This window comes from Paraburkholderia sp. SIMBA_054, from assembly GCF_046534875.1.
Taxonomy (GTDB): Bacteria; Pseudomonadota; Gammaproteobacteria; order Burkholderiales; family Burkholderiaceae; genus Paraburkholderia; species Paraburkholderia hospita.
This window is the reverse complement of the sequence record NZ_JAWRXV010000099.1, coordinates 1-23,954: the sequence shown is the minus strand read 5'-3', so window position 1 is coordinate 23,954 and position 23,954 is coordinate 1. Positions and strand designations below refer to the sequence as shown.

The window sequence follows — 23,954 nt, the reverse complement described above, 5'->3', positions numbered from 1 at the left end:
GGGCTACGGCTCATGCAAGGATGGCACTCTTCATATACGACATTAGACTGCGCAACTAATTTTATGACACAGTCAGAATAGACGGCCGGGTCCTTACCCGACAGCACCCATAGGCTCGCGCCGCCGATGATCGCGTTCTGCGGCGCGCCCTTTACGCTCGCGTCGTACGGCATCATGCCCGTGCCGAAGTCGAACTTCGCGTACTTGCGGATGGTCGCCAGCGAGCCGGACGAGTTCGTGATGATCCCGCAGTCGCCGCTATAGAACTTCGACACCGGTTCGTCCTTGCGGCCGACATAGGTGAATGCGCCTTCCTTCGCCATCTTCTGCAGGAACGTGATGTGCGCTATCTGCAGCGGCTTGTTGAATTCGAGCTTGGCGTCGGCGCCGTCGAAGCCGTTGTTCTCCGTCGCGAACGGCGCGCCGTGCCATGCGCTGTAGTTCTCGAGCTGAATCCAGCTTTGCCAGCCCGACGAATAGCCGCACGACATGCCCGCTGCTTTCAGTTTCAGCGCGTCCTGCTCCAGTTCGGCCCACGTTTTGGGCGGCGTGTTCGGATCGAGGCCGGCCTTCTTGAAGGCTTCCTTGTTGTAGTAGAGGACGGGCGTCGAGCTGTTGAACGGCATCGAAATCAGGTGGCCTGTCTTCGAGTCACTGTAATAGCTGGCGATGGTCGGCACGAAGGCTTTTTCGTCGAGCGTCATGTCCGCCTGCTTGAACACGTCGGAGACGGGAATGACGGCTTTCTTCGCCTGCATCATCGTCGCCGTGCCGACCTCGTAGACCTGCAGGATCGCGGGCGCGTTGCCGCTGCGGTACGCGGCGATGCCGGCTGCGAGCGTCTGATCGTAGGTGCCCTTGAAGACCGGGACGATCTTGTAGTCGCTCTGCGATGCATTGAAGTCGTTGGCGATCGTGTTCAGACGTTCGCCGAGGGCGGCTTCCATCGCGTGCCAGAACTGGATTTCAGTGGCGGCGTAAGCGCCTTGGTGGACGCCGAAGGCCAGAACGGCCGCGACGGATAGCGAACGGAAGAGGGGCTTGCAATGCATCGAGAGTCTCCTTCTTATACGGAAAGCGCGGAATTGCGGTCGCGCGATTCTAGTTGTGGTCGATGACAGGAAAGCGTCGGTGAATTTTCTATATGTAAGGCTCAGTGTCGAACGGGCAATTTAACATCAGAAGAATAATCGGAGAAAGGGCGATTACCCAGAGCATCGATGGGTGCGCGTGCAACGAGGGCGAAAAAAAAGCCGCGTCGATGCGCGGCTTTGGGCAATTTGCGCCCCCGCGCGAAGCGACGGGGAGGCATTTGACAATTGTTCGTCACACGTTGAACAAAAAGTTCATCACGTCGCCATCATGCACGATGTACTCCTTCCCTTCCGCGCGCATCTTGCCCGCTTCCTTCGCGCCTTGTTCACCCTTGTACGCGATGTAATCGTCAAAGCCGATCGTCTGCGCGCGAATGAAGCCGCGTTCGAAGTCCGTGTGAATCGCGCCCGCCGCCTGCGGCGCGGTATCGCCGACATGGATCGTCCACGCGCGCACTTCCTTCACGCCCGCCGTGAAATACGTCTGCAGGCCGAGCAGCTTGAAACCCGCGCGAATCACACGGTTCAGACCCGGCTCGTGCATGCCCATGTCGGCGAGGAACACTTCCTTGTCTTCATCGGCGAGATCGGCGATTTCCGCCTCGATCGCCGCGCACACGGCGACCACGGGCGCATTCTCCGTTTCGGCGTACTTGCGCACCGCGTCCAGGTGCGGATTGTTTTCGAAGCCGTCTTCCTTGACGTTCGCGACATACATGGCCGGCTTGGCCGTAATCAGGCAGAACGGCCTGATCAGCAGAAGCTCTTCTTCCGTCAGATCCAGCCCACGAACCGGCTTGGCCTGATCCAGCTGCGCGCGAACCTTTTCCAGCACGGCAGCGAGCTTCACCGCTTCCTTGTCGTTGCCGGACTTCGCGGCTTTCGCATAACGCGTGAGCGCCTTTTCGACCGTCGCGAGGTCGGCGAGCGCAAGTTCCGTGTTGATCACTTCGATATCTGACACGGGATCGACCTTGCCCGCGACGTGAATCACGTTCTCGTCCTCGAAGCAGCGCACGACGTGCGTGATCGCATCCGTTTCGCGGATGTTCGCGAGGAACTGGTTGCCGAGGCCTTCGCCCTTGCTCGCGCCTGCCACCAGACCCGCGATGTCGACGAACTCGACCACGGCAGGCACGATGCGCTCCGGCTTGACGATGCCGGCGAGCGCCGTCAGGCGCGCGTCCGGCACTTCAACCACGCCGACGTTCGGCTCGATCGTGCAGAACGGATAGTTTTCGGCGGCGATGCCCGCCTTGGTCAGCGCATTGAACAGGGTGGACTTGCCGACGTTAGGCAGGCCGACGATGCCGCATTTGAGGCTCATGAAGGTTCTCTACAAAATCAGGTGGTGACAGGCTTCGGCGAACGGAGCGCGGGCTACATGTGGCGCGGCGCGATGCTGGCCGCGGCCCGCAAGTCCGCTGGCGCCAGGCACGTGCCAGAAGCACGCGCCGAAAACACGCTGCACAGGCGGACTGTCGTAAGACACCCGCCGCGCTGCAAACGCGCGCCGGAGGTGCCGGATAACCGAAAACCGCAATTGTAACCCTGTCCGGCGGCGCGCTCGCGGCAGCGGAGAAGCGGTGGCGCGTGCCGTTCGCTACGCGAGCGCGTGCATATGCAGTCCACAATCGACGAGACTTGTGCCCGACCTGCATCAATCACTGCTCAAACAACGCTGAAACCGCGCCAAAAGCCTGTCCCGCCGATCCGTCCCCGGCACCCCTCACGGCTATAATGGCCGCATGAATGCTCACCATCAGTCCTTCGACGTCGCCGTGATCGGCGGCGGGCTCGTCGGCAAGACGGCGGCGCTTGCGCTCACGCAAAGCGGCCTGCGCGTCGCATTGCTCGCGCAGCATTGTCAGCCGCTGCCCGCCGACGCCGTATTCGACTCGCGCGTCTACGCGCTGTCCGCGAGTTCGCAGGCGCTGCTCGAACGCTTGCGCGTGTGGCAGGCGCTCGACACGTCGCGGCTCGCGCCGGTCTACGACATGCGCGTCTACGGCGACGCGCATGCCGAACTGCATTTCTCGGCGTTCCAGGCATCCGTGCCGCAGCTCGCGTGGATCGCCGAATCGTCGCTGATCGAACAGGCGCTCGACGCCGCGCTGCGCTTCCAGCCCAACCTCACGTGGCTCGACACCCGTGCGCAGGGGCTCGACGTCAAGACGGGCGGCGCGACCATCGGTCTCGCAAACGGCAACGTGCTCGAAGCGGATCTCGTGGTCGGCGCGGACGGCGCCCATTCGTGGGTGCGCGCGCAGATCGGCTCGAAGGTGAACCGCCGCGACTACCGGCAGACGGGCGTCGTCGCGAACTTCAAGGCCGGACGCCCGCACGGCGAGACGGCGTACCAGTGGTTCCGCGACGGCGAGATCATCGCGCTGCTGCCGCTGCCGGACGGCCACGTGTCGCTGGTCTGGTCGGCGATGACCGATCACGCGAACACGCTCGTCAAACTCGATCCGGCGCAACTCGCGGCGGAAGTCGAACGCGCGACGATGGGCGCGCTCGGCACGCTCGAATGCGTGACGCCCGCCCAAGGCTTTCCGCTTGCACTGCAAACCGTCGACCGGCTGGTCGCGCCACGCGTCGCGCTGGTCGGCGATGCCGCGCACCTGATCCATCCGCTCGCGGGGCAGGGCATGAATCTGGGCTTGCGCGACGTGGCGTCGCTGGTGGACGTGATCGTGAAGAAAGAGGCGTTCCGCGATATCGGCGACACTGTGCTGTTGCGCCGCTACGAACGCTCGCGCAGCGAAGACATCCGCGCGCTGACCATCGCCACCGACGGCCTGCAGAAGCTGTTCGGGCTGCCGGGCAATATCGCGCGCGCGGTTCGCAACACGGGCATGGCATTCGTCGGCGCGCAGCCGCTGGTCAAGCGCTGGCTGGTTTCGGCGGCGCTGGGCTGAACAATGCGCCAGCCGCGCGCCAGGTGGAACGGAACGGCGGCGCGCGCGATCTGACAGGATCGAACGCAAGGCATACCATCTGCGCAGCACTGCCTGAAGCACCCCACACGCATCGATGCAAAAGGGAATACTCCGGCAAACACCCGGAGCCCCGCGCGGAACTTGAACACAGGCGCAGACGAGCGGCAAACGGGCCGCGCGCCGAATCGAATCAGGAGCAGCAGCATGAAGAAACGTATCCGCATCGCCGCGCTGGCGCTGGCCGTCGCGACCCTCGGCCTCGGCTGTTCGGCGCAGGCCGACCAGACCACCGACAAGCTCAAGTCGACGCTGCAATCGCGTCTGAGCGAAGCAACGATCAAAAGCGTCTCGAAGTCGCCGATCGACGGGCTGTACGAGGTGAACCTCGGCTCGCAGATCGTCTACAGCGATGCGACGGGCGACCATCTGATTCTCGGCGACATGATCGACGCGAAGACGCGCCAGAATCTGACGGAAGCGCGCCTGTCCGAAACCAACCGCATCGATTTCGCGAGCCTGCCGTTCGCGAACGCGGTGAAAGTGGTGAAGGGCAATGGCAGCCGCAAGATCGCCGTGTTCTCCGATCCGAACTGCCCGTACTGCAAGCAGCTTGAAACGACGCTGAAGTCGATGGATAACATCACCGTTTACACGTTCCTGTACCCGGTCCTGTCGCCGGATTCGACGGTGAAGTCGAAGTCGATCTGGTGTTCCTCCGACCGCGCGAAGGCATGGGAAGCCTGGATGCAGGATCACCGCGCGCCGACCGCGCCCGGCACCTGCGACACGGCCGCGATCGACAAGAATCTCGTGCTCGGACAGTCGATGAACGTGAGCGGCACGCCCACCGTGTTCCTCGCGGACGGACGTCGCCTGCCGGGCGCCGTGCCGGCGGACCAGCTGGACAAGGCGTTGTCGTCGGTGCGCTGAGCTGCGCGCATCGTCTGAATCTGTTTGAAAGGAGGCGCGCGGCGCCTCCTGTCGTTTCTTCACGAGTTTCCACACACGAGCGCCGATGAAGCCGATCCGCTACACCATCGTTCCGAAGCAACCCGCCGCCCATCTCTTCGAAGTGACCGTGACCGTCGCCGAGCCCGATCCGTCGGGCCAGCGCTTCATGCTGCCCGTATGGATTCCCGGCAGCTACATGGTCCGCGAATTCGCGCGCAACATCGTCACGCTGCGCGCGTTCAACGACGCGGGCCGCAAGGTGAGGCTCGAAAAGACCGACAAGCACTCGTGGCAGGCGGCGCCCGTCAAGGGCGCGCTGACGCTGCGCTATGAGGTCTACGCTTGGGACATGTCGGTGCGCGCCGCGCATCTCGACGACACGACGGGCTTCTTCAATGGCACGAGCGTGTTTCTGTCGCCGCTCGGGTTCCAGGACGCGCCGTGCGTCGTCGATATCCAGAAGCCTGCCGGTCCGCAGTTCCGCAACTGGCGCGTCGCGACGGCGCTGACGGAAGCGCGCGGCACGAAGCGCTATGGCTTCGGCGAGTACAGCGCGCAGAACTACGACGAGCTGATCGATCATCCCGTCACGCTGGGCGAATTCGAACTCGCGACGTACAAGGCGCACGGCGTGCCGCACGACATCGTGATCGCCGGGCGCGTGATCGGGTTGGACATGGCGCGGCTGTCGGCGGATCTGAAGCGCGTGTGCGAAGCGCAGATCGCGCTCTTCGAGCCCCGCTCGAAAAAGGCGCCGATGGACCGCTACGTCTTCATGACGCAAGCCGTCACCGATGGCTACGGCGGTCTGGAGCATCGCGCATCGACGGCGCTGATCTGCAATCGCGCGGATTTGCCCGTCGAAGGCCGCGACGAGACGACGGACGGCTATCGCACGTATCTCGGCCTGTGCAGCCACGAATACTTCCACACGTGGAACGTGAAGCGCATCAAGCCCGCCGTGTTCGCGCCGTACGATCTGACGCGGGAAAATTACACGTCGCTGCTGTGGCTGTTCGAGGGCTTCACGTCTTACTACGACGACCTGGTGCTCGTGCGCAGCGGCCTGATCAAGGAAACCGACTATTTCACGCTGCTCGGCAAGACGATCGGCGGGGTGCTGCGCGGCAGCGGACGCCTGAAGCAGACGGTCGCCGAAAGCTCGTTCGACGCATGGGTCAAGTACTACCGTCAGGACGAAAACGCGGCGAACGCGATCGTCAGCTATTACACGAAGGGCTCGCTGGTCGCACTCGCGTTCGATCTGACGATTCGCGCGCAAACGCAGAACCGCAAATCGCTCGACGACGTGATGCGCCTGCTGTGGCAGCGCTACGGACGCGACTTCTTCAAGGGCACGAGTCAGGGTATCGAGGAAGCCGACGTCGAGGCGCTGTTCGCCGAGGCCACGGGCGCGGACCTGTCGGAGCTTTTCGCGGAAGGCGTGCGCGGCACGAGCGATCTGCCGCTCGACACGCTGCTGGCGTCGTTCGGCGTGACACTCGAGGCGGACGTCGATCTGAAGGGCAAGCCGTCGCTCGGCGCGCGCATGCGCGGCGGCGCGGACTGCACGGTGGCGGCCGTTCATGACGGCAGCGCGGCGCAGAAGGCCGGCCTGTCGGCGGGCGACGTGCTGATCGCCGTCGACGGCTTGCGCGTGACGGGCTCGAATCTCGACGCGCTGCTGTCGCGCTACCAGCCCGGCGCGAAGGTCGAGGTGCACGCGTTCCGGCGCGACGAGCTGCGCGTCGCGCAGGTCAAGCTGGACGGACCGGAGGTCTCGCGCTACAAACTCACCGCGAACGACAAACGCGCGGCGGCCGTGACGGCCCGCAAACGCTGGCTGGGCGGCAAGTAAGGCGCACCCGGAGGGCTCGCCGGCGGCGCTCGCACGGCGCAGCCCGGCGGCGGATTGTTCTATCGTTGCAACAATCCGTCGCCGCCGCGCTACTTTTTCCCGGGCGGGTAAAAAAACACAATGGCTCCACTCGCGCAACACAGCGCGCCCCTCACTGGAGTCACAGATGACCACGATCCTGCAAATCAACTCGTCGGCTCGCTCGCAAGGCGCCCAATCGACGCTGCTCGCGAACGAACTGACGGCAAAGCTGCAACAATCGAATCCGGGCGCGCAAGTCGTCGTCCGCAATCTGCATGAAGGTGCACTTCCGCACCTCGACGATGCGATTCTCGGCGCATTCTTCACGCCGGCCGAGCAGCGTACGGCTGAACAGCAAGCGATCGCAGCGCGCAGCGAAGCGCTGATCGCCGAACTGCAAGCCGCCGACCTCGTCGTGATCGGCGCACCGCTGTACAACTTCGGCATCACGTCGCAACTGAAGACGTACTTCGACTTCATCGCACGCGCTGGCATCACGTTCAAGTACGGCGCAAATGGTCCGGAAGGTCTCGTGACGGGCAAGAAGGTGTTCGTGGTTTCGGCACGCGGCGGCAAGTACGCCGGCACGCCGGGCGACACGCAGACGCCTTACATCACGACGTTCCTCGGTTTCCTCGGCATGACGGACGTGAACTTCATCTACGCTGAAGGCCTGGCCATGGGCCCGGACGCAGCGAACGCGGCCCTGGCTGGCGCGCGCGAAGCGATTGCTGCTGCCTGAGCTGTCTGAAACGGTTATGCGGTGAGCCATCCGGCTGGCCGCTTGCCCGTCCGATACGGTGATCGGCCGTTTCGTGACGGCAAAACACAACGCCACGGAACACAATTCCGTGGCGTTTTCTTTTGGGGTTTCGTGTGGGTCGCGGTGCGCGTCAGGCGAACACTTCGCCCGTTTCCGGCAAACGCCAGTCGATGGTCTGACGGCCGTGCGCTTCGAGAAATTCGTTGGCGAGCGCGAAATGCCGGCAGCCGAGAAACCCGCGATGCGCCGACAGCGGCGAGGGATGAGGCGCTTCCAGCACGCAATGCGACTTGCCACCGAGCAGCGCGCGTTTGGCCTGCGCATGCGCGCCCCACAGCATGAACACGAGCCCATCGTGACGCATCGCGAGTTCGTGGATTAGCGTGTCGGTGCATTTTTCCCAGCCGCGCTTCGCGTGACTCGCGGCGCGATCGCGTTCGACGGTCAGCACCGTGTTGAGCAACAGCACGCCTTGTCGCGCCCACGCGTCGAGACAGCCGTGCTGCGGCGACTCATGGCCGAGGGTTGCGGCGATTTCCTTGAAGATGTTGCGCAGCGACGGCGGGGGCCGCACCGAAGGCGGCACTGAAAACGCGAGACCGTGCGCCTGCGGCGTGCCACGGTCTTCGCCGTGATACGGGTCTTGGCCGAGAATCACGATCTTGACGTCGTCGGGACTCGTGAGTCGCAGCGCGCGGAATACGTCGGCGGGATAGACGGTCTTGCCGGACGCGCGCTCGCCGTCGACGAACTGGCACAGCGGCGCGTACGTATCGCTATCGATAAACGGTTTGAGGTGCGCGCGCCAGGCCGGCGGCAGGGCTTCGAATTGCGCTTCGAGCGTCTGAATGTCTTTGACGGGAGAAGATGCGGCGGCGCGGGTGTCGTCGTCGGTGAAGAGCGACGGCTGCGTCGGCGGGGTGCGGGAGCGTTTTGCGGAATTCATGGCGGGCTAGTGTGGCAGCAAACGCGGGCGCGCTCAAGGTTCTGCACGCGTGCTTCCGTGTTTGCTGCTTTCGCCGCTTATTGCGAGCTGCTTTCGCGCAGACGATAACCGCGCTGCGCCTTGCTCACGTCATCGGGACGCAAGCCGTGCACGGCCTGCGCGAGTTCTGCCGACAACGCTTTCAGCGCGCCCGCGTCACCGTCCTTCAGTTCCAGTTCGATCTCGCAGATCGGTGCGCGGCGCGGTTCGCCGTTCACGTCCGCGACAACCTCGCCCTGGTCGATGGCTGCCTCGACGTCGGCGCCGTCGATGCTCAAGTGCCAGATCGTTCGCGAGAAGTTCGTGCTGAACAGCGGAATCAAGTCGTCACGCGCGCTACGCAACGCTTCCTTCGACGGTTCGTCGTCACAGGCTGCGAGCAGCGCGTCGATCTCGAGCGCGTTGCCCTTGATGGCCATTTCCCACTCGTGCCGGCTGTGCAAGCCGCCACTCGACGTGCCGACCGTCTTGTACGTCTGCAGCCAGCCGTCCGGCGTGCGGCGCACGCGCACCGCGCTTTTCGCGCGCGCGAGCGTCAGCGACGGCGTGTCGTAATAGCTGTTCTCGAGCGTGATCGTGCGGCCCTTGCTACCGGCGCGTTGAATCAACCATTGCGTCGCGGCGCCGACCTGACCGGTCGGCAGCGACAGCTTGATCTCGTGTTCCATGCCCATAGCGCGGCTCGCTCTGTAACGTGGTGAGAATCAGAAGAACATCCGCGCAAGCTCCGCGCCCGGGTCTTCGGCGCGCATGAACGCCTCGCCGACGAGGAACGAGTTCACGTCCATCGCGCGCATCCGCTCGACGTCGCCGCGCGACATGATGCCCGACTCGGTCACGACGATGCGGTCGTCCGGCATCATGTCCAGCAGGCTGAGCGTGGTGTCGATCGATGTTTCGAACGTGCGCAGATTGCGGTTGTTCACGCCCATCAGCGGCGTCTTCAGCGTCAGCGCGTCGACCAGTTCGTCCTTGTCGTGCACCTCGACAAGCACCGCGAGGCCGAGCGAGTGCGCGTACGCTTCGAGATCCTGCATCTGCGAGAGTTCGAGCGCCGCGACGATCAGCAGGATCGCGTCGGCGCCCATCGCGCGCGCTTCGAGGATCTGATACGGATCGACGATGAAATCCTTGCGCAGAACGGGCAGATCGCACGCAGCGCGCGCCTCTTCCAGATACTTCGCGCTGCCCTGGAAGAACTGCACGTCGGTCAGCACGGACAGGCACGCCGCGCCGTGCTTCGCGTACGAACGTGCGATCTCCGCCGGTACGAAGTTCTCGCGCAGCACGCCTTTCGACGGGCTCGCCTTCTTAACCTCGGCGATCACGGCCGCGAGACCCGCCTCATGCTTCGCGCGAATCGCGTCGACGAAATCGCGCAGATCGCGCGCGGATGCCTGCAGGCGCAACTCTTCGAGCGGCGCGCTTTGCTGCGCGGCGCGTACTTCTTCGCGCTTGACGTCGATGATGCGGTCGAGAATATCGCTCATGTAAATCCCGTTTATTTCTTGAACTGTTGCGTGAAGCGGACCAGGTCGTCGACCTTCGCACGCGCCTTGCCGCTCGCGATCGCTTCGCGGGCCAGCTGCAGGCCGTCTGCGATCGACTCGACGACGTTCGCTGCGTACAGCGCGGTGCCCGCGTTCAGCGTGACGATTTCGCGCGCGACGCCCGGCTTATTGTCGAGCGCTTCGAGCAGCAACACTTTCGATTCCGTCGCGTCCGCGACTTTCAGCGTGCGGTTCGACACCATCTGCATGCCGAAGTCCTCGGGGTGAATCTCGTACTCGGTCACCCGACCGTCGCGCAGTTCGCCGACCAGCGTTGCGCCGCCGAGCGACACTTCATCCATGCCGTCCATACCATACACGACCAGCACGTGGTTTGCGCCGAGACGCTCCATCACGCGAACCTGAATGCCGACCAGGTCGGCGTGAAACACGCCTTGCAACTGGTTCGGCGCGCCGGCCGGGTTCGTCAGCGGACCGAGAATGTTGAAGATGGTCCGCACGCCGAGTTCGCGGCGCACGGGCGCGATGTTCTTCATCGCCGGGTGATGGTTCGGCGCGAACATGAAGCCCATGCCCGTTTCGGCGATCGACGCGGCTACCTGTTCCGGCTGCAGATCGATATTGACGCCGAGCGCTTCGAGCACGTCCGCGCTGCCCGACTTGCTCGACACGCCGCGATTGCCGTGCTTCGCGACTTTTGCGCCCGCAGCCGCCGTGACGAACATCGTCGCCGTCGAGATATTGAACGTGTGCGAGCCGTCGCCACCCGTGCCCACGATATCGACGAAGTTCGAATTGTCCTGCACTTCAACGTGACGGGCGAACTCACGCATCACCGTGGCGGCCGCGGTAATCTCGCCGATGGTCTCTTTTTTGACGCGCAGCCCCGTGATGATCGCGGCCGCCATCACGGGCGACATGTCGCCGCGCATGATGAGGCGCATCAGGTGCAGCATTTCGTCGTGGAAAATTTCGCGGTGCTCGATCGTGCGTTGCAGCGCTTCCTGGGCCGTAATCATTTTGACGTCTCCTTGTTAGGCGCTACGCGCCACGGCCTTCGACTGCTTCACGAAGTTTTCGAGCAACGCGTGGCCGTGTTCCGACAGGATCGATTCCGGGTGGAACTGCACGCCTTCGACAGGCAGCGTCTTGTGACGCACACCCATGATTTCACCGTCGTCGGTCCATGCGGATATTTCGAGGCAATCAGGCAGCGATTCGCGCTCGATCGCGAGCGAGTGATAACGCGTGACGGTGAAGTGCTTCGGCAGGTCGGCGAATACGCCTTTGCAGTCGGTTTCGATCTGGCTCACCTTGCCGTGCATGATGGTCTGCGCGCGCACCACACGGCCGCCGAACGCTTCGCCGATCGCCTGGTGGCCGAGGCACACGCCGAGGATCGGATACTTGCCGGAGAATTCACGCAGCACGTCGAGCGTGATGCCTGCGTGTTGCGGATTGCTCGGTCCCGGCGACAGGCAGATGCGCTCGGGGTTGAGCTTCGCGATTTCGTCGAGGGTAATTTCGTCGTTGCGATAGGTCCGCACGTCTTCGCCGAGTTCGCCGAAGTACTGGACCAGGTTATAGGTGAACGAGTCGTAGTTGTCGATCATCAGCAGCATGGTCTGTCTCCGGTCAGAAATCGCTATCGAGGCCGTCTTGCACTTGCTCGGCGGCGCGCATCACAGCGCGTGCCTTGTTCTCGGTCTCTTGCCATTCGGATTCGGGCACCGAGTCGGCGACCACGCCCGCTGCCGCCTGCACATACAGATTGCCGTTGCAGATCACGCCCGTGCGGATCGTGATCGCGAGGTCCATCTCGCCCGTGAACGACAGGTAGCCGACTGCGCCGCCGTAGAGGCCGCGCTTCACGGGCTCGAGTTCGTCGATCAGTTCCATCGCGCGAACCTTCGGGGCGCCCGACAGCGTGCCCGCCGGGAACGTCGCGCGCAGCACGTCGAAGTTGGTCATGCCCGGCTTCAGCGTGCCCTCGACAGAGCTGACGATGTGCTGCACGTGCGAGTACTTTTCGATCACCATCTTGTCGGTCACGGACACCGAGCCGATCTGCGCAATACGGCCCACGTCGTTGCGCGCGAGGTCGATCAGCATCACGTGTTCGGCGACTTCCTTCGGATCGTTCAGCAGTTCGGTGGCGAGTTCGGCGTCGCGCTCGGGCGTATTGCCGCGCGGACGCGTGCCTGCCAGAGGACGGATCGTGACGATGCGGTCTTCGTTGCGCTTTTCCTGACGCACCAGAATTTCCGGCGACGCGCCGACCACATGGAATTCGCCGAAGTTGTAGTAGTACATGTACGGCGACGGATTCAGCGAACGCAGCGCGCGGTAAAGCGACAGCGGGTTGTCGCGATACGGTTTCGTCAGACGCTGGCCGACCTGCACTTGCATCAGCTCGCCTGCCGCGATGTATTCCTTCGCCTTGCGCACGGCGGCGAGGTAATCGTCTTTCTTGAACTCGCGGAAAATTTCGGTACGCACGCTCGCCGACGTGACAGGCGGCTGCACCGTCGTACGCAGGCGCTGCTTCAGTTCGCGCAGACGCTGTTTGGCGCGCGTGTACGCCTCGGGCGTGGTCGGATCGGCGTAGATCACGAGGTACAGCTTGCCCGCGAGGTTGTCGATGACGGCGACTTCTTCCGTCAGCAGGAGCTGAATGTCGGGCAGGTTCAGGTCGTCGGGCGGGGCCGTGTGTGCGAGTTTCTTCTCGATGTAGCGCACGGCATCGTACCCAAAGTAGCCAGCAAGACCGCCCGCGAAACGCGGCAGGCCCGGACGCAGCGCGACCTTGAAGCGGCCTTGGAACTGCTGGATGAATTCGAGCGGGTCACTCTCGTGCGTCTCGACGACCTTGCCGTCTTTCACGACTTCCGTCACGCCGTTACGCGTGCGGATCAGCGTGCGCGCCGGCAGGCCGATGAACGAGTAGCGGCCAAAGCGTTCGCCTCCCACCACCGATTCGAGCAGAAACGAGTTCGCGCCGTTGCGCTCGGTTTGCGCGAGCTTCAGGTACAGCGACAGCGGCGTTTCGAGGTCGGCCAGCGCTTCGGCGATCAGCGGGATGCGATTGAAGCCCTCGTTCGCGAGGGACTGAAATTCGAGTTCGGTCATGTTCCGATCCTGTTCGTGCGTCCGTGCGCTGCTAGCGTCGGACAAAGCGGGGGCTGCGTTACCGGTCGAATGTGCTCGTCACAGGTTGGGAGACCGGCGCGCGCTTTCCCGAACGCATGCACGGCTTCACAGCACGACGATAGTACGCAAGGTACACGACGGCTAGCTGAAACTCATTGCAGCGGTTGCGTGCCGGTCAAACCGGCGTTTCGGAAAAGCGCGTGAGCGCAGCGAAGTAAAAAACGGGTGCCAAAGACGAGCTTCAGCCTACCTCGGGCGAGGTATCAGCGCGACCAGCGACGCCAGGGCCAGGCTCCCCGGTCGATCGTGCTCAGACTCCGTTTTTTATTCAGAAACATGAGAGAAGACTTTGGTTAAGTCAGTGATTTGGGTGTTGCTTGGGTTGACACTTATTGTACTGCATTGTGTGCTGCGATCGCCTTGGCGGCGCCCAACAGCGACACAACTATACCATCGGATTTTATGGTTTGAACAGATTCGCCGTGATTGTAGCCATACGGGACCGTCAGCGTCGCCATGCCGGCCGCGCGGCCCGCGAACGCATCGTTCTGCGAATCGCCGATCGCGACGGCTTCTTTGGGCGGCACGCCGAGGGCTTTGCAGGCGGTGAGCATGGGCAGCGGATCGGGCTTTTTCGCCGCGACGCTGTCGCCGCCCAGCACGACACCGAAGTAATGCAGCAACCCGTGATGCTCGAGCAGCTGCGTCGCGAAACGATGCGGCTTGTTGGTCACGCACGCGAGCACGAGACCCGCGTCGCGCAACGCGATCAAGCCCGCTTCGACGTCGGGATAGAGCCGCGTGTGCAGACCGTTGATCTTCGCGTACTCCTCCTGGTAGATCGCGAGCGCCTCGTCGAAGCGCGACTGCGCCAGCTCGGCTTCGAAGCGCGGCGCGAGCACGCTGCGGATCAGATGCTCGGAGCCCTTGCCGACGTAGTCCATCACCTCTTCGCGCGAGGTTTCTTCCGCGTCGAACTGGGCGAGCATGCCGTTCAGGGACGCGGTGAAGTCGTCGGCGGTATCGACCATCGTGCCGTCGAGATCGACGACCGCCGCGCGAATCTTCCCGGCCGTGAAGGCGGGAGCGGGGTAATGAGGCGTCGTTTCCATCTTAGCGCCCAACCGATGCCAGCGCGCCGCGCATCTTGTCGATGATCGTCTTGTAGTCCGGGTGGCCGAAGATCGCCGAGCCGGCCACGAAGGTATCCGCGCCCGCCGCCGCAATTTCCGCGATGTTGTCGACTTTCACGCCACCGTCGACTTCGAGATGAATCTCGCGGCCGGTCTTTTCCTTGTACGCGTCGATTTTTGCGCGTGCTTCGCGCAGCTTGTTCAGCGCTTCGGGAATGAACGACTGCCCGCCGAAGCCCGGATTCACCGACATGATCAGCACGAGATCCACCTTGTCCATCACGTGATCAAGGTAATTCAGCGACGTGGCGGGATTGAACACGAGGCCCGCCTTGCAGCCGTGGTCGCGGATCAGCGACAGCGTGCGGTCGATGTGATCCGAGCCTTCGGGATGAAAGCTGATCAAGTTCGCGCCGGCCTTCGCGAAGTCCGGCACGATGCGGTCGACGGGGCGTACCATCAGATGCACGTCGATGGGCACCTGCACGTGCGGGCGGATCGCCTCGCATACGAGCGGGCCAATCGTCAGGTTCGGCACGTAGTGGTTGTCCATCACGTCGAAGTGAATCCAGTCGGCGCCCGCGGCTACGACGTTGCGGACTTCTTCGCCGAGCCGCGCGAAGTCGGCGGACAGAATGCTGGGAGCGATACGGAATTGAGTCATGGCGTGGGGTGGGCGGGAGACGGAAAACCGCTATTTTAGCGCCGGCCGGCGCGCCGCGGCCTTCGGCGCGGCATGGCTTTCGTCATGTTCTGGAGTCTTGTCCGGCTGGCCGATGCGGTTGCGGGCCCGCGCTGCATCAAGCAGAATGCCAAACCATGTCAACGCCTGTGCCGGCGCGCCGCTAGTCGCGCCGAGCCGCCTGCACACAGCCTTGCGCGGATCGATTGCGCGCTTTGCTCACCATCGGAATCAGCATGAGCCAGTACGAATTCAGCGTGTCCTCCCAGGTCCGGTACATCGCCGAGGAGTCGGACCCGGAGCATCGGAAGTACGCTTTCGCCTACACGCTCACCATCCGCAATACAGGCCAGGTCGCCGCGCAACTGATCGCGCGTCACTGGGTCATTACGGATAGCGAAAACCGTGTTCAGGAAGTGAAAGGCCTCGGTGTGGTCGGGCATCAGCCGTTGCTGAAGCCGGGCGAGCAGTTCGAGTACACCAGCTACGCGGTGATCGCGACACCCGTGGGGACGATGCGCGGCGAGTATTTTTGCGTGGCGGAGGACGGTGAGCGCTGGGACGCGCCCGTGCCGGAATTCGTTCTGCGGATGCCGCGCACGCTGCATTGAGCGCGCGTTGAACATGAGACGCCGCGCGCTGTCAGTCAGCGACGCGGTTGCTGCTGCGGCGGGACCTGTTTGGCGTCCTGCTTCTGGCGTGCGGCATTCTTTTTCTTGCCGGACGCTGTCCACACAACGATGAAAATCAGCAGCGAAAGCGCCAGGAGCGACTCCAGCGCGAAGATGAGCATCGGATATTCGTCGAGCAGATCAGACATGGCAGTTTCCATCGAGAACAATCATTGTATGCGCTTTGCCCGCCGGGCCGCGGCCTGGGCGGGAGCGCTGTCGTTTGCCGTACTGCTTGCGTCGTGCGGAGGCGGCGGCGCGGTGCGGCCATCCGTTTCACCGCCGACGGGTGCCGCGATCATACCCGGCCAGATCGCCGCCCAGCGGCTGACGCCTGTCGCGTGGCGACAGGTGCCGGGCTGGCAGGACGATTCACTGATCGGCGCGGCTGCGGCGCTGCGCCAGAACTGTGTGCGGCTCGCCAGTCAGGCGGCATGGCGGCGCGCCTGCGCGGCCGCGCTGATGCTTGACGACCTGGACGTGGCGAGCGCGCGCACTTTCTTCGAAACCTACTTCACGCCGTTCCAGTTCTCGAACACCGACGGCACGCTCGACGGACTCGTGACAGGCTACTACGAGCCGCTGCTGCGCGGTTCACGCGTGCGTCAAGGCGTGTATCAGACGGCCTTGTACCGTTGGCCTTCGGCGTACCGCCCCGGTTCTGCGATGCCGGCGCGTGCGCAGCTCGAGCGTTCGGGCGCGCTGAACGGCAATGAACTCGTGTGGGTCGACGATCCTATCGAAGCTTTCTTCCTGCAGGTGCAAGGCTCGGGACGCATCGTGATGGAAGACGGCAGCGTGATGCGCGTCGGCTTTGGCGGGACGAACAATCAGCCGTACAAGTCGATTGGCCGATGGTTGCTCGATCGCGGTGAGCTGACGCCGTCGCAGGCGACCATGCAAGGCATTAAAGCGTGGGCGCGCGCAAACCCGACGCGTGTCGATGGCCTGCTCGACACGAATCCGCGCTTCGTGTTTTTCCGCGAGATGCCGTCGAGCGAGCCTGCGCCTGGCGGCGGCGCCGATGGTCCGATCGGCGCGCTTGGCGTGCCGCTCACGCCGGAGCGTTCGATTGCCGTCGATCCGGCGGCGATCCCGCTCGGCACGCCCGTCTTCCTCCAGACGACGCGCCCGATGACCAATTCGCCAATGAATCGTCTGGTGTTTGCTCAGGACACGGGTTCGGCGATCAAGGGCGGCGTGCGTGCCGACTACTTCTGGGGACTCGGCGACGAAGCGGGCGATCTGGCCGGCAAGATGAAGCAGGGCGGACGGATGTGGCTGCTGCTGCCTAATTCGTGATACTGAGTCACGATCCTGAGGTCAGGGGATAGCCCGATCTGAAACAGCCCGACGGTTTGTGTCACTTCCGTCGGGCTGTTTGCTTTTGTACGCCCGTACTCTTCGATTTGCTCGCGTGTCGAGAGTTACGCGCCTGCCTTGCGCTTGTCGATCACGCGCCGCGCTTTACCCACCGAGCGCTCGATGCCGTTCACGCCGAGCAGCACCACGTTCGCTGTAACGCCGATCAGTGCCTTGATGTCATAAGCCAGCGCTTTACGTGCGGTGTCCAGCGCGGCCGTGTCCGGCGCGGTCTCCGGGCAAGGTTCGATGTTCAGCGTCATCACGTCGAGCGGGCCTTCTCTGGTCAGCACGATCTGATAATGCGGCGCGAGCGCGTGTTGCTTCAGCAGCAGCTCTTCGATCTGCGTCGGGAACACATTAACGCCGCGAATGATCATCATGTCGTCCGAGCGACCGGTGATTTTTTCCATCCGGCGCATCGTACGCGCGGTTCCGGGCAGCAGACGCGTGAGATCCCGCGTGCGGTAACGGACGATCGGCAACGCTTCCTTCGTCAGCGACGTGAACACGAGTTCGCCGAGTTCGCCGTCCGGCAACACTTCGCCCGTTTCGGGATCGATGATCTCGGGGTAGAAGTGGTCTTCCCAGATCGTCGGGCCGTCTTTCGTTTCGACGCATTCGGACGCCACGCCTGGACCCATCACCTCGGACAAGCCGTAGATGTCGACGGCGTCGATGCCCATGCGTTCTTCGATCGCGCGGCGCATGTCGTTGGTCCAGGGCTCCGCGCCAAAGATGCCGATGCGCAGCGAGCATGTCTTGGGATCGACACCCTGACGCTCCATTTCGTCGGCGATCGACAGCATGTAGCTCGGCGTCACCATGATGATGTCGGGTCGGAAGTCCTGAATCAGCTGGACCTGCTTTTCGGTCTGACCGCCGCCGAACGGAATGACCGTGAGGCCCGCGCGTTCCGCGCCGTAGTGCGCGCCGAGACCGCCCGTGAAGAGACCATAGCCGTAGCTCACGTGGACCTTGTCGCCGCGTCGCGCGCCTGCCGCACGGATCGAACGTGCGACGAGGTTCGCCCAGGTGTCGATATCGCGCGCGGTATAGCCGACGACGGTCGGCTTGCCCGTCGTTCCCGATGACGCATGAATGCGCGAAATCTGATCTTGCGGTACGGCGAACAGGCCAAACGGATAGTTGTCGCGCAGATCCTTTTTCGTAGTGAAGGGGAAGCGCGACAGGTCGGACAGCGTCTTCAGCTCCGACGGATGCACACCCGCTTCGTCGAACTTGCGTCGATAGACAGGGGAATTCTCATAGGCGTGAGCCAGCGACCATTTCAGCCGTTCGAGCTGTAGCGCAGCGAGTTCGTCGCGGCTCGCCTTTTCGATGGGATCGAGCGGGAGCGGGGTAGTCATCGAATGTCTCCTTGCTTTCAGAATAGTATGCCGCGCGAAAGGCGACGCAATTACGTAAGAGGGTGACGTTCCCTGTCAGTCGTCGACGGGGATCACGTTGCCTTTGATTTGCGCGGACTTGCCGCGAAACATCGCAACGGTCTCGTTCGCGCGGTTCGTGACGCGAATGTCGTAGATGCCGTTGCGACCGCTCAATGTCTGCTCGACAGCTTCCGCCGTGAGGATGTCGCCGCCTTGCACAGGGCGCAGAAACTCGATCGAGCAGCCCGCCGCGACGGTATTGATGTTGTACGAGTTGCAGGCGAACGCGAATGCCGAATCGGCCAGCGTGAACATCAGACCGCCGTGACAGATCTGATGGCCATTCAGGAAGTCCGGCCGTACGCTCATCCGAAGGCGCGCGTAGCCAGCGCGCACTTCGAGAATGTCGATGCCGAGCGCCTTGCTGCAGGCGTCGTTCGCATACATGGCTTCGGCAGTCGCGCGGGCGAGTTCGTCGGGCGTCATCGCGTTGCTCAGGTTGGGTTGCGTGGACATGTCAGCGGCCCTCGAAGCGCGGCGCGCGTTTTTCGATGAACGCACGGACCCCTTCCGCGTAGTCATGCGATGCGCCGAATTCGCGCTGCATGTCGCGTTCGAGATCGAGTTGCTGATCGAGCGTTTGCGTGGCGCTCGACCGCATCGCCTGCTTGATGGCTGCGATGGCGCGCGTGGGCTGCTGCGCGAGTTGCGCGGCGAGCTGGGTTGCCGTGCTCTGCAATTCGGCATCGTCCACGGCCTTCCAGATAAGGCCCCAGCTTTCCGCCTTGTCGGCGCTGAGCTTGTCGCCCGTGATCGCGAGTCCCAACGCGCGAGCCATGCCCACGCGTTGCGGCAGGAACCACGTGCCGCCGGAGTCCGGCACGAGGCCAATCTTCACGAAGGCCTGGATGAAGCTCGCCGAACGTGCGGCCAGCACGAGGTCGCATGCGAGCGCGAGATTCGCGCCTGCGCCTGCGGCCGTGCCATTGACGGCGGCGATGACGGGCAGCGGGAGGGCTTGCAGACGTCGGATCAACGGATTGAAGTGTTTATCGATCAGGTCGCCGAGATCCGTCATGGCACCTGGCGTGAAATCCAGATCGGCCAGATCCTGGCCGGCGCAGAAGCCGCGGCCGGCGCCCGTGAGTATGAGCGCGCGCGCGCCGGCGGCCTCGACTTCGTCGAGCGCTGCGCTCAGTTCCTGATGCATGGCGCGCGTAAAGCTGTTCAGCTTATCGGGGCGGTTTAGCGTCACGGTCGCGACGCGCGTGGCGGCGTCGATGTCTACGCCGATCGCTTCATAGGTCATTGCTTGTCTCCTCGTCTCCATACGGTGTGGGCAGTCGGCGCGCTCAGACGCTCTCGATGGCAAGGGCGATGCCTTGCCCGACGCCGATACACATCGTGCACAGCGCGTAACGTCCGTTGGTGCGCTCGAGCTGGTACAGCGCGGTCGTAATCAGGCGTGCGCCGGACGCACCAAGCGGATGCCCCAGCGCGATCGCGCCGCCGTTGGGATTGACGCGCGGATCGTCGTCGCGCAAACCGAGCTGACGTAGAACGGCCAGACCTTGAGACGCAAACGCTTCGTTGAGCTCGATCACGTCGAACTGGTCGAGCGTCATATTGAGTTGCTTCAGCAGCTTTTGCGTGGCGGGCGCCGGCCCAATGCCCATGATGCGCGGCTCGACGCCTGCCGTTGCCATGCCGATCACGCGGGCACGGCGCCGCAAGCCGTATTGTTCGGCCGCTGCCTCGCTGGCAATAAGAAGTGCGCACGCACCGTCGTTGACGCCGGATGCGTTGCCCGCCGTCACCGAGCCATCCGGCCGCACGACGCCCTTCAGTTTGCCGAGTGCTTCGAGCGACGTCTCACGCGGATGCTCATCGAGCGCCACGCGGATTGGCTCGCCCTTCTTCTGCGGAATTTCGACGGGCACGATTTCGTGCGCGAGCGTGCCGTCGCGTTGTGCGCGGGCCGCCTTCTCCTGACTGCGCATTGCAAACGCGTCCTGGTCGGCGCGGCTGATATTGAAGTCGACGGCGACGTTTTCCGCGGTCTCGGGCATCGAATCGACGCCGTATTCGCGCTTCATCTGCGCGTTGACGAAACGCCAGCCGATGGTCGTGTCGTGAATCTCCGATTGCCGCGAGAACGCCGAGCTTGCCTTGCCCATCACGAACGGCGCTCGCGTCATGCTTTCGACGCCGCCCGCAATCATCAGGTTTGCCTCGCCAGCCTTGATCGCGCGGGCTGCCGTGCCGACTGCATCCATGCCTGATCCGCACAGCCGGTTGAGCGTGGCGCCGGGCGCGTCCGTCGGCAAGCCAGCGAGCAGCGCCGACATGCGTGCCACGTTCCGGTTGTCTTCCCCCGCCTGATTGGCGCAGCCGTAGATCACGTCGTCGAGCGCACGCCAATTTACGCCGGGATTCCGTTCGATCAACGCCTTGATCGGGACGGCGCCCAGGTTATCGGCACGGACGTCTTTCAATGCGCCGCCGTAGCGGCCGAAGGGCGTACGAATCGCGTCACAGATAAATGCGTCGGTCATATCGGGGTTCCTGCAAGAGAGCGGACCGGCAAGCGCGCCGGCCCTTGAACTGCATGTTAGTTCGACGTCCGGCGCGGCTTAAGTCGGCCTGAAGTTATAGGCCAAAACGTCGGTCAAACGTCCTATATCGTTCGGCAGACTTACGCGGCAACGGCCTTCGGTTCAACATGAACCCGGCTTTGAACAACGCGGAAGCGATTCGCGACGAAGGCAGCGTCGGCGAGCGCGGCATTTGCAGCCGGGTTGGCGCCCGTGCCGTGGAAGTCCGAGAACGCTGCTGACTGATTGACGAAAACGCCGCCCGTCAGATTGATAGAGAGCGCGACGCCGCCAAGAATCGAGGCTTCCGTGGCCGCCTCGATCACCGTGTCGTCCGTGCTATAGACGGAGAGAGTAAGCGCGCCATGTTCGGCGGCGATGCTGCCGGCAAGTTCGAGCGACTGCGCGGTCGAGTCTGTCGCGATCACGAAGGAGATCGGGCCGAACCATTCTTTCGTGAACTTCGCTTCGTCCGTCGCGGCATCGAGTTGCAGCACCAGTGGAGTACGTACGCGGGCGCCCGCGAACGTCGGATGCTCGAGCGACTGGCTGTCCGCGAGAACGTGTCCCAGCTTGCGGGCTTCGTCGATACGTTGCTCGATGGCTTCGTTCTGGATCGCGCCCAGCAGTTCTACAGCGCGAGCCGGGTCCGAGCCGAGCTTCTGGACAGCACCGGCAATTGCGTCGGCAACGGCCTGGAAGGGGATCGTGCCTTCGGCCGTGCGAATGCCGTCGCGCGGCACATAGATGTTTTGCGGCGCAGTGCACATCTGGCCCGAGTACAGTGCCAGCGAGAACGCGATGTTGCGCGCGGCGGCTTTGATGTCGTCGACGGAGTCGATCACGATCTGATTCACGCCGGCCTTTTCGGTGAACACTTGCGCCTGGTGTGCGTTGCGCTCCAGCCACGTGCCGTTTTGCGTGCTGCCCGTGAAGTCGATCAGCTTGATTTCCGGGCGCTTCGCGAGGTTCTGAACGAGTTCGCCGTCGTTCGGTTCGGTCGCGAGCAAGGTCACGACGTTCGGATCGAAACCGGCTTCACGCAGCACGTCGCGGGCGACGCGCACGGTGATCGCGAGCGGCAGGATCGCGCCCGGATGCGGCTTGACGATGACCGTGTTGCCGGTTGCGAGGTCTGCGAACAGGCCGGGGTAACCATTCCACGTCGGGAACGTGCAGCACCCGAGGACGAGACCTGTGCCGCGTGGCACGATGTTGAAGCGCTTCTGCATCGCGAGCGGCGGATTCTTACCCTGCGGCTTTTCCCAATGAGCGTCGGCGGGAATTCGGCGCAACTGGTCCCACGCATAGGTGACGGCTTCGAGCGCGCGATCCTGCGCATGCGGACCGCCCGCCTGAAAAGCCATCATGAATGCCTGGCCAGTGGTGTGCATCACGCTGTAGCCGATCTCGAAGCTCAGCCGATTGATCCGCGTAAGAATCTCGAGGCTCACGCCGATCCAGGCTTTAGGGCCGGCTTCGCGCCATTTCCGTTGGGCTTGTGCCGCAGCTGCAATCAGCGCGTCCGGGTCGGATTTGGGGTAGCGAATTCCGAGCGGGAAACCGAAAGGCGATTGTTCTGCTGCTGTGATCTCGCCCGTGCTCGGCTGGTCGAGTTCGAACTTTTTGTTCAGAAGAGCCTTGAACGCCGATTCGCCGTCCGCGTTAGCGGTTTCCCCGTACACTTTGGGACTCGGCATTTCAGAGAATGGGCTCCAGTAGCCGCGGGTTTCAATGGCGGCAAGGGCTTTCTGCAGCGTGTCTTCGTGCTTCGTAAAGAGTGGGTGGGTCATGGCGGGCAAGATGCTGACTGAACGTTAGAAGAAACCTTGTCGATTTATTGACCGACCGGTTGGTTGGTGAATGTTAGCATTATTGGGATGCGGCGCGAGCCTCTTGCGCCTGCTGGTAAACACTTAGGAGGAGTGCATGGGTTTCGAGAACATTCTGGTTGAGACACGTGGCCGCGTCGGGCTGATCACATTGAATCGTCCGAAAGCGCTTAACGCGCTGAATGACGCGTTAATGGATGAACTGGGCGAAGCGCTGCGCGCGTTCGATTCGGATGAGGGCATCGGCGCCATTGTTATTACCGGAAGCGAGAAAGCGTTTGCGGCGGGCGCGGACATCGGAATGATGTCGACATACTCTTATATGGATGTATATAAGGGCGACTACATCACGCGGAACTGGGAAGCTGTCCGATCAGTTCGCAAGCCGATCATTGCTGCCGTTGCCGGTTTCGCGCTCGGCGGTGGCTGCGAGCTCGCGATGATGTGCGACATCATTCTTGCCGCTGACACGGCGAAATTCGGTCAGCCGGAGATCAAGCTAGGCGTGATGCCTGGAGCCGGCGGTACGCAGCGGTTGCCACGCGCGGTGTCGAAGGCCAAGGCGATGGATATGTGCTTGACCGCGCGATTCATGGATGCCGCCGAGGCGGAGCGCTCTGGACTGGTGTCGCGTGTCATCCCGGCGGCGAATCTGATCGACGAGGCAATCACCGCGGCTGCGACCATCTCCGAGTTTCCGATGCCGGCGGTGATGATGGTGAAGGAGTCGGTCAACCGCGCTTACGAGACGACATTGGCTGAAGGCGTGCATTTCGAGCGTCGATTGTTCCATTCGTTGTTCGCAACGGAAGACCAGAAAGAAGGGATGGCCGCTTTTGTCGAGAAGCGAAAACCCGTCTTCAAACACCGTTGATCGAATTGCTCAAAAAACCGCTTGCAACCACGCAGGCAAGTGTCTAGAATTCCGGTCTTTCGTGCTGCGGCCAACGCGGCGCGAGGGAAACGAGGAAGGCGGGAGAGCCAGCATTGACGGGGCTTTCCGGTGGAGTCGGC

General features: G+C 63.2%; 23 protein-coding genes. 7 read left to right on the top strand and 16 right to left on the bottom strand.

Annotation, left to right across the window (positions count from 1 at the left end; translation table 11 throughout):
* A partial coding sequence (gene ugpB / locus SB822_RS51915) for a sn-glycerol-3-phosphate ABC transporter substrate-binding protein UgpB (RefSeq protein ID WP_410858441.1) occupies positions 1 to 1,052 on the bottom strand: 1,052 nt, incomplete at its 3' end.
* Positions 1,053 to 1,326: 274 nt separating this feature from the next.
* Complete coding sequence (ychF, locus tag SB822_RS51910; RefSeq protein WP_007580676.1) at positions 1,327 to 2,421, bottom strand: redox-regulated ATPase YchF; 1,095 nt, start codon at positions 2,419 to 2,421, stop codon at positions 1,327 to 1,329.
* Between the two features lie 421 nt (positions 2,422 to 2,842).
* Here ychF and SB822_RS51905 point away from each other — a divergent pair, with 421 nt between their 5' ends.
* The 4 genes from SB822_RS51905 to SB822_RS51890 all read left to right on the top strand — a co-directional run bounded on the left by SB822_RS51905 (position 2,843) and on the right by SB822_RS51890 (position 7,608).
* On the top strand, positions 2,843 to 4,015 hold the full coding sequence (locus SB822_RS51905) for a UbiH/UbiF family hydroxylase (RefSeq protein ID WP_086916474.1): 1,173 nt from the start codon (positions 2,843 to 2,845) through the stop codon (positions 4,013 to 4,015).
* A gap of 225 nt (positions 4,016 to 4,240) precedes the next feature.
* Complete coding sequence (locus SB822_RS51900; RefSeq protein ID WP_086916473.1) at positions 4,241 to 4,966, top strand: DsbC family protein; 726 nt, start codon at positions 4,241 to 4,243, stop codon at positions 4,964 to 4,966.
* An 85-nt stretch (positions 4,967 to 5,051) separates the two neighbouring features.
* Positions 5,052 to 6,845: a M61 family metallopeptidase gene (locus SB822_RS51895; RefSeq protein ID WP_410858440.1), complete on the top strand. Its 1,794-nt coding sequence runs from the start codon at positions 5,052 to 5,054 to the stop codon at positions 6,843 to 6,845.
* A 166-nt stretch (positions 6,846 to 7,011) separates the two neighbouring features.
* Positions 7,012 to 7,608: an FMN-dependent NADH-azoreductase gene (locus SB822_RS51890; protein WP_007580668.1), complete on the top strand. Its 597-nt coding sequence runs from the start codon at positions 7,012 to 7,014 to the stop codon at positions 7,606 to 7,608.
* Positions 7,609 to 7,759: 151 nt separating this feature from the next.
* Here the strand turns inward: SB822_RS51890 and SB822_RS51885 are convergent, their stop codons facing one another.
* The 8 genes from SB822_RS51885 to rpe all read right to left on the bottom strand — a co-directional run bounded on the left by SB822_RS51885 (position 7,760) and on the right by rpe (position 15,072).
* Entirely contained in the window at positions 7,760 to 8,575 is an 816-nt protein-coding gene (locus SB822_RS51885; protein ID WP_410858439.1) for a uracil-DNA glycosylase, read from the bottom strand.
* 77 nt (positions 8,576 to 8,652) lie between these two features.
* Positions 8,653 to 9,288, bottom strand: coding sequence for a CYTH domain-containing protein (locus SB822_RS51880; protein ID WP_410858438.1), 636 nt, complete (start codon positions 9,286 to 9,288; stop codon positions 8,653 to 8,655).
* 30 nt (positions 9,289 to 9,318) lie between these two features.
* Complete coding sequence (gene trpC / locus SB822_RS51875; protein ID WP_410858437.1) at positions 9,319 to 10,104, bottom strand: indole-3-glycerol phosphate synthase TrpC; 786 nt, start codon at positions 10,102 to 10,104, stop codon at positions 9,319 to 9,321.
* An 11-nt stretch (positions 10,105 to 10,115) separates the two neighbouring features.
* On the bottom strand, positions 10,116 to 11,144 hold the full coding sequence (trpD, locus tag SB822_RS51870) for an anthranilate phosphoribosyltransferase (protein ID WP_007580661.1): 1,029 nt from the start codon (positions 11,142 to 11,144) through the stop codon (positions 10,116 to 10,118).
* 15 nt (positions 11,145 to 11,159) lie between these two features.
* Complete coding sequence (locus tag SB822_RS51865) at positions 11,160 to 11,747, bottom strand: aminodeoxychorismate/anthranilate synthase component II (protein ID WP_007580659.1); 588 nt, start codon at positions 11,745 to 11,747, stop codon at positions 11,160 to 11,162.
* A 13-nt stretch (positions 11,748 to 11,760) separates the two neighbouring features.
* Entirely contained in the window at positions 11,761 to 13,254 is a 1,494-nt protein-coding gene (gene trpE, locus SB822_RS51860; protein ID WP_410858436.1) for an anthranilate synthase component I, read from the bottom strand.
* Positions 13,255 to 13,664: 410 nt separating this feature from the next.
* Positions 13,665 to 14,387: a phosphoglycolate phosphatase gene (locus tag SB822_RS51855; protein WP_410858435.1), complete on the bottom strand. Its 723-nt coding sequence runs from the start codon at positions 14,385 to 14,387 to the stop codon at positions 13,665 to 13,667.
* Between the two features lies 1 nt (position 14,388).
* On the bottom strand, positions 14,389 to 15,072 hold the full coding sequence (gene rpe / locus SB822_RS51850) for a ribulose-phosphate 3-epimerase (protein WP_007580653.1): 684 nt from the start codon (positions 15,070 to 15,072) through the stop codon (positions 14,389 to 14,391).
* A 254-nt stretch (positions 15,073 to 15,326) separates the two neighbouring features.
* Between rpe and apaG the strand changes: the two genes are divergently transcribed.
* The gene (apaG, locus tag SB822_RS51845) at positions 15,327 to 15,701 is read left to right on the top strand and encodes a Co2+/Mg2+ efflux protein ApaG (protein WP_007580651.1); all 375 of its coding nucleotides are present in this window, start codon (positions 15,327 to 15,329) and stop codon (positions 15,699 to 15,701) included.
* A 35-nt stretch (positions 15,702 to 15,736) separates the two neighbouring features.
* Here the strand turns inward: apaG and SB822_RS51840 are convergent, their stop codons facing one another.
* A complete protein-coding gene (locus SB822_RS51840) occupies positions 15,737 to 15,910 on the bottom strand; it encodes a hypothetical protein (RefSeq protein ID WP_007580649.1) in 174 nt (57 codons plus the stop codon).
* Here SB822_RS51840 and SB822_RS51835 point away from each other — a divergent pair.
* Positions 15,831 to 17,063: a murein transglycosylase A gene (locus SB822_RS51835; protein ID WP_079483460.1), complete on the top strand. Its 1,233-nt coding sequence runs from the start codon at positions 15,831 to 15,833 to the stop codon at positions 17,061 to 17,063. The two genes, SB822_RS51840 and SB822_RS51835, sit on opposite strands and share 80 nt — an antisense overlap.
* Positions 17,064 to 17,188: 125 nt before the next feature.
* Here the strand turns inward: SB822_RS51835 and paaK are convergent, their stop codons facing one another.
* The 5 genes from paaK to paaN all read right to left on the bottom strand — a co-directional run bounded on the left by paaK (position 17,189) and on the right by paaN (position 22,901).
* Complete coding sequence (gene paaK / locus SB822_RS51830; RefSeq protein ID WP_410858434.1) at positions 17,189 to 18,493, bottom strand: phenylacetate--CoA ligase PaaK; 1,305 nt, start codon at positions 18,491 to 18,493, stop codon at positions 17,189 to 17,191.
* A 75-nt stretch (positions 18,494 to 18,568) separates the two neighbouring features.
* Positions 18,569 to 19,030: a hydroxyphenylacetyl-CoA thioesterase PaaI gene (gene paaI / locus SB822_RS51825; RefSeq protein ID WP_114221379.1), complete on the bottom strand. Its 462-nt coding sequence runs from the start codon at positions 19,028 to 19,030 to the stop codon at positions 18,569 to 18,571.
* Position 19,031: 1 nt separating this feature from the next.
* A complete protein-coding gene (gene paaG / locus SB822_RS51820; RefSeq protein WP_007580642.1) occupies positions 19,032 to 19,823 on the bottom strand; it encodes a 2-(1,2-epoxy-1,2-dihydrophenyl)acetyl-CoA isomerase PaaG in 792 nt (263 codons plus the stop codon).
* A 43-nt stretch (positions 19,824 to 19,866) separates the two neighbouring features.
* Positions 19,867 to 21,069, bottom strand: coding sequence for a 3-oxoadipyl-CoA thiolase (gene pcaF / locus SB822_RS51815; RefSeq protein ID WP_410858433.1), 1,203 nt, complete (start codon positions 21,067 to 21,069; stop codon positions 19,867 to 19,869).
* A gap of 140 nt (positions 21,070 to 21,209) precedes the next feature.
* Entirely contained in the window at positions 21,210 to 22,901 is a 1,692-nt protein-coding gene (gene paaN, locus SB822_RS51810; protein WP_410858432.1) for a phenylacetic acid degradation protein PaaN, read from the bottom strand.
* A gap of 136 nt (positions 22,902 to 23,037) precedes the next feature.
* Between paaN and SB822_RS51805 the strand changes: the two genes are divergently transcribed.
* Positions 23,038 to 23,814, top strand: coding sequence for an enoyl-CoA hydratase (locus SB822_RS51805; protein WP_007580635.1), 777 nt, complete (start codon positions 23,038 to 23,040; stop codon positions 23,812 to 23,814).
* The last annotated feature ends 140 nt before the right edge of the window (positions 23,815 to 23,954 follow it).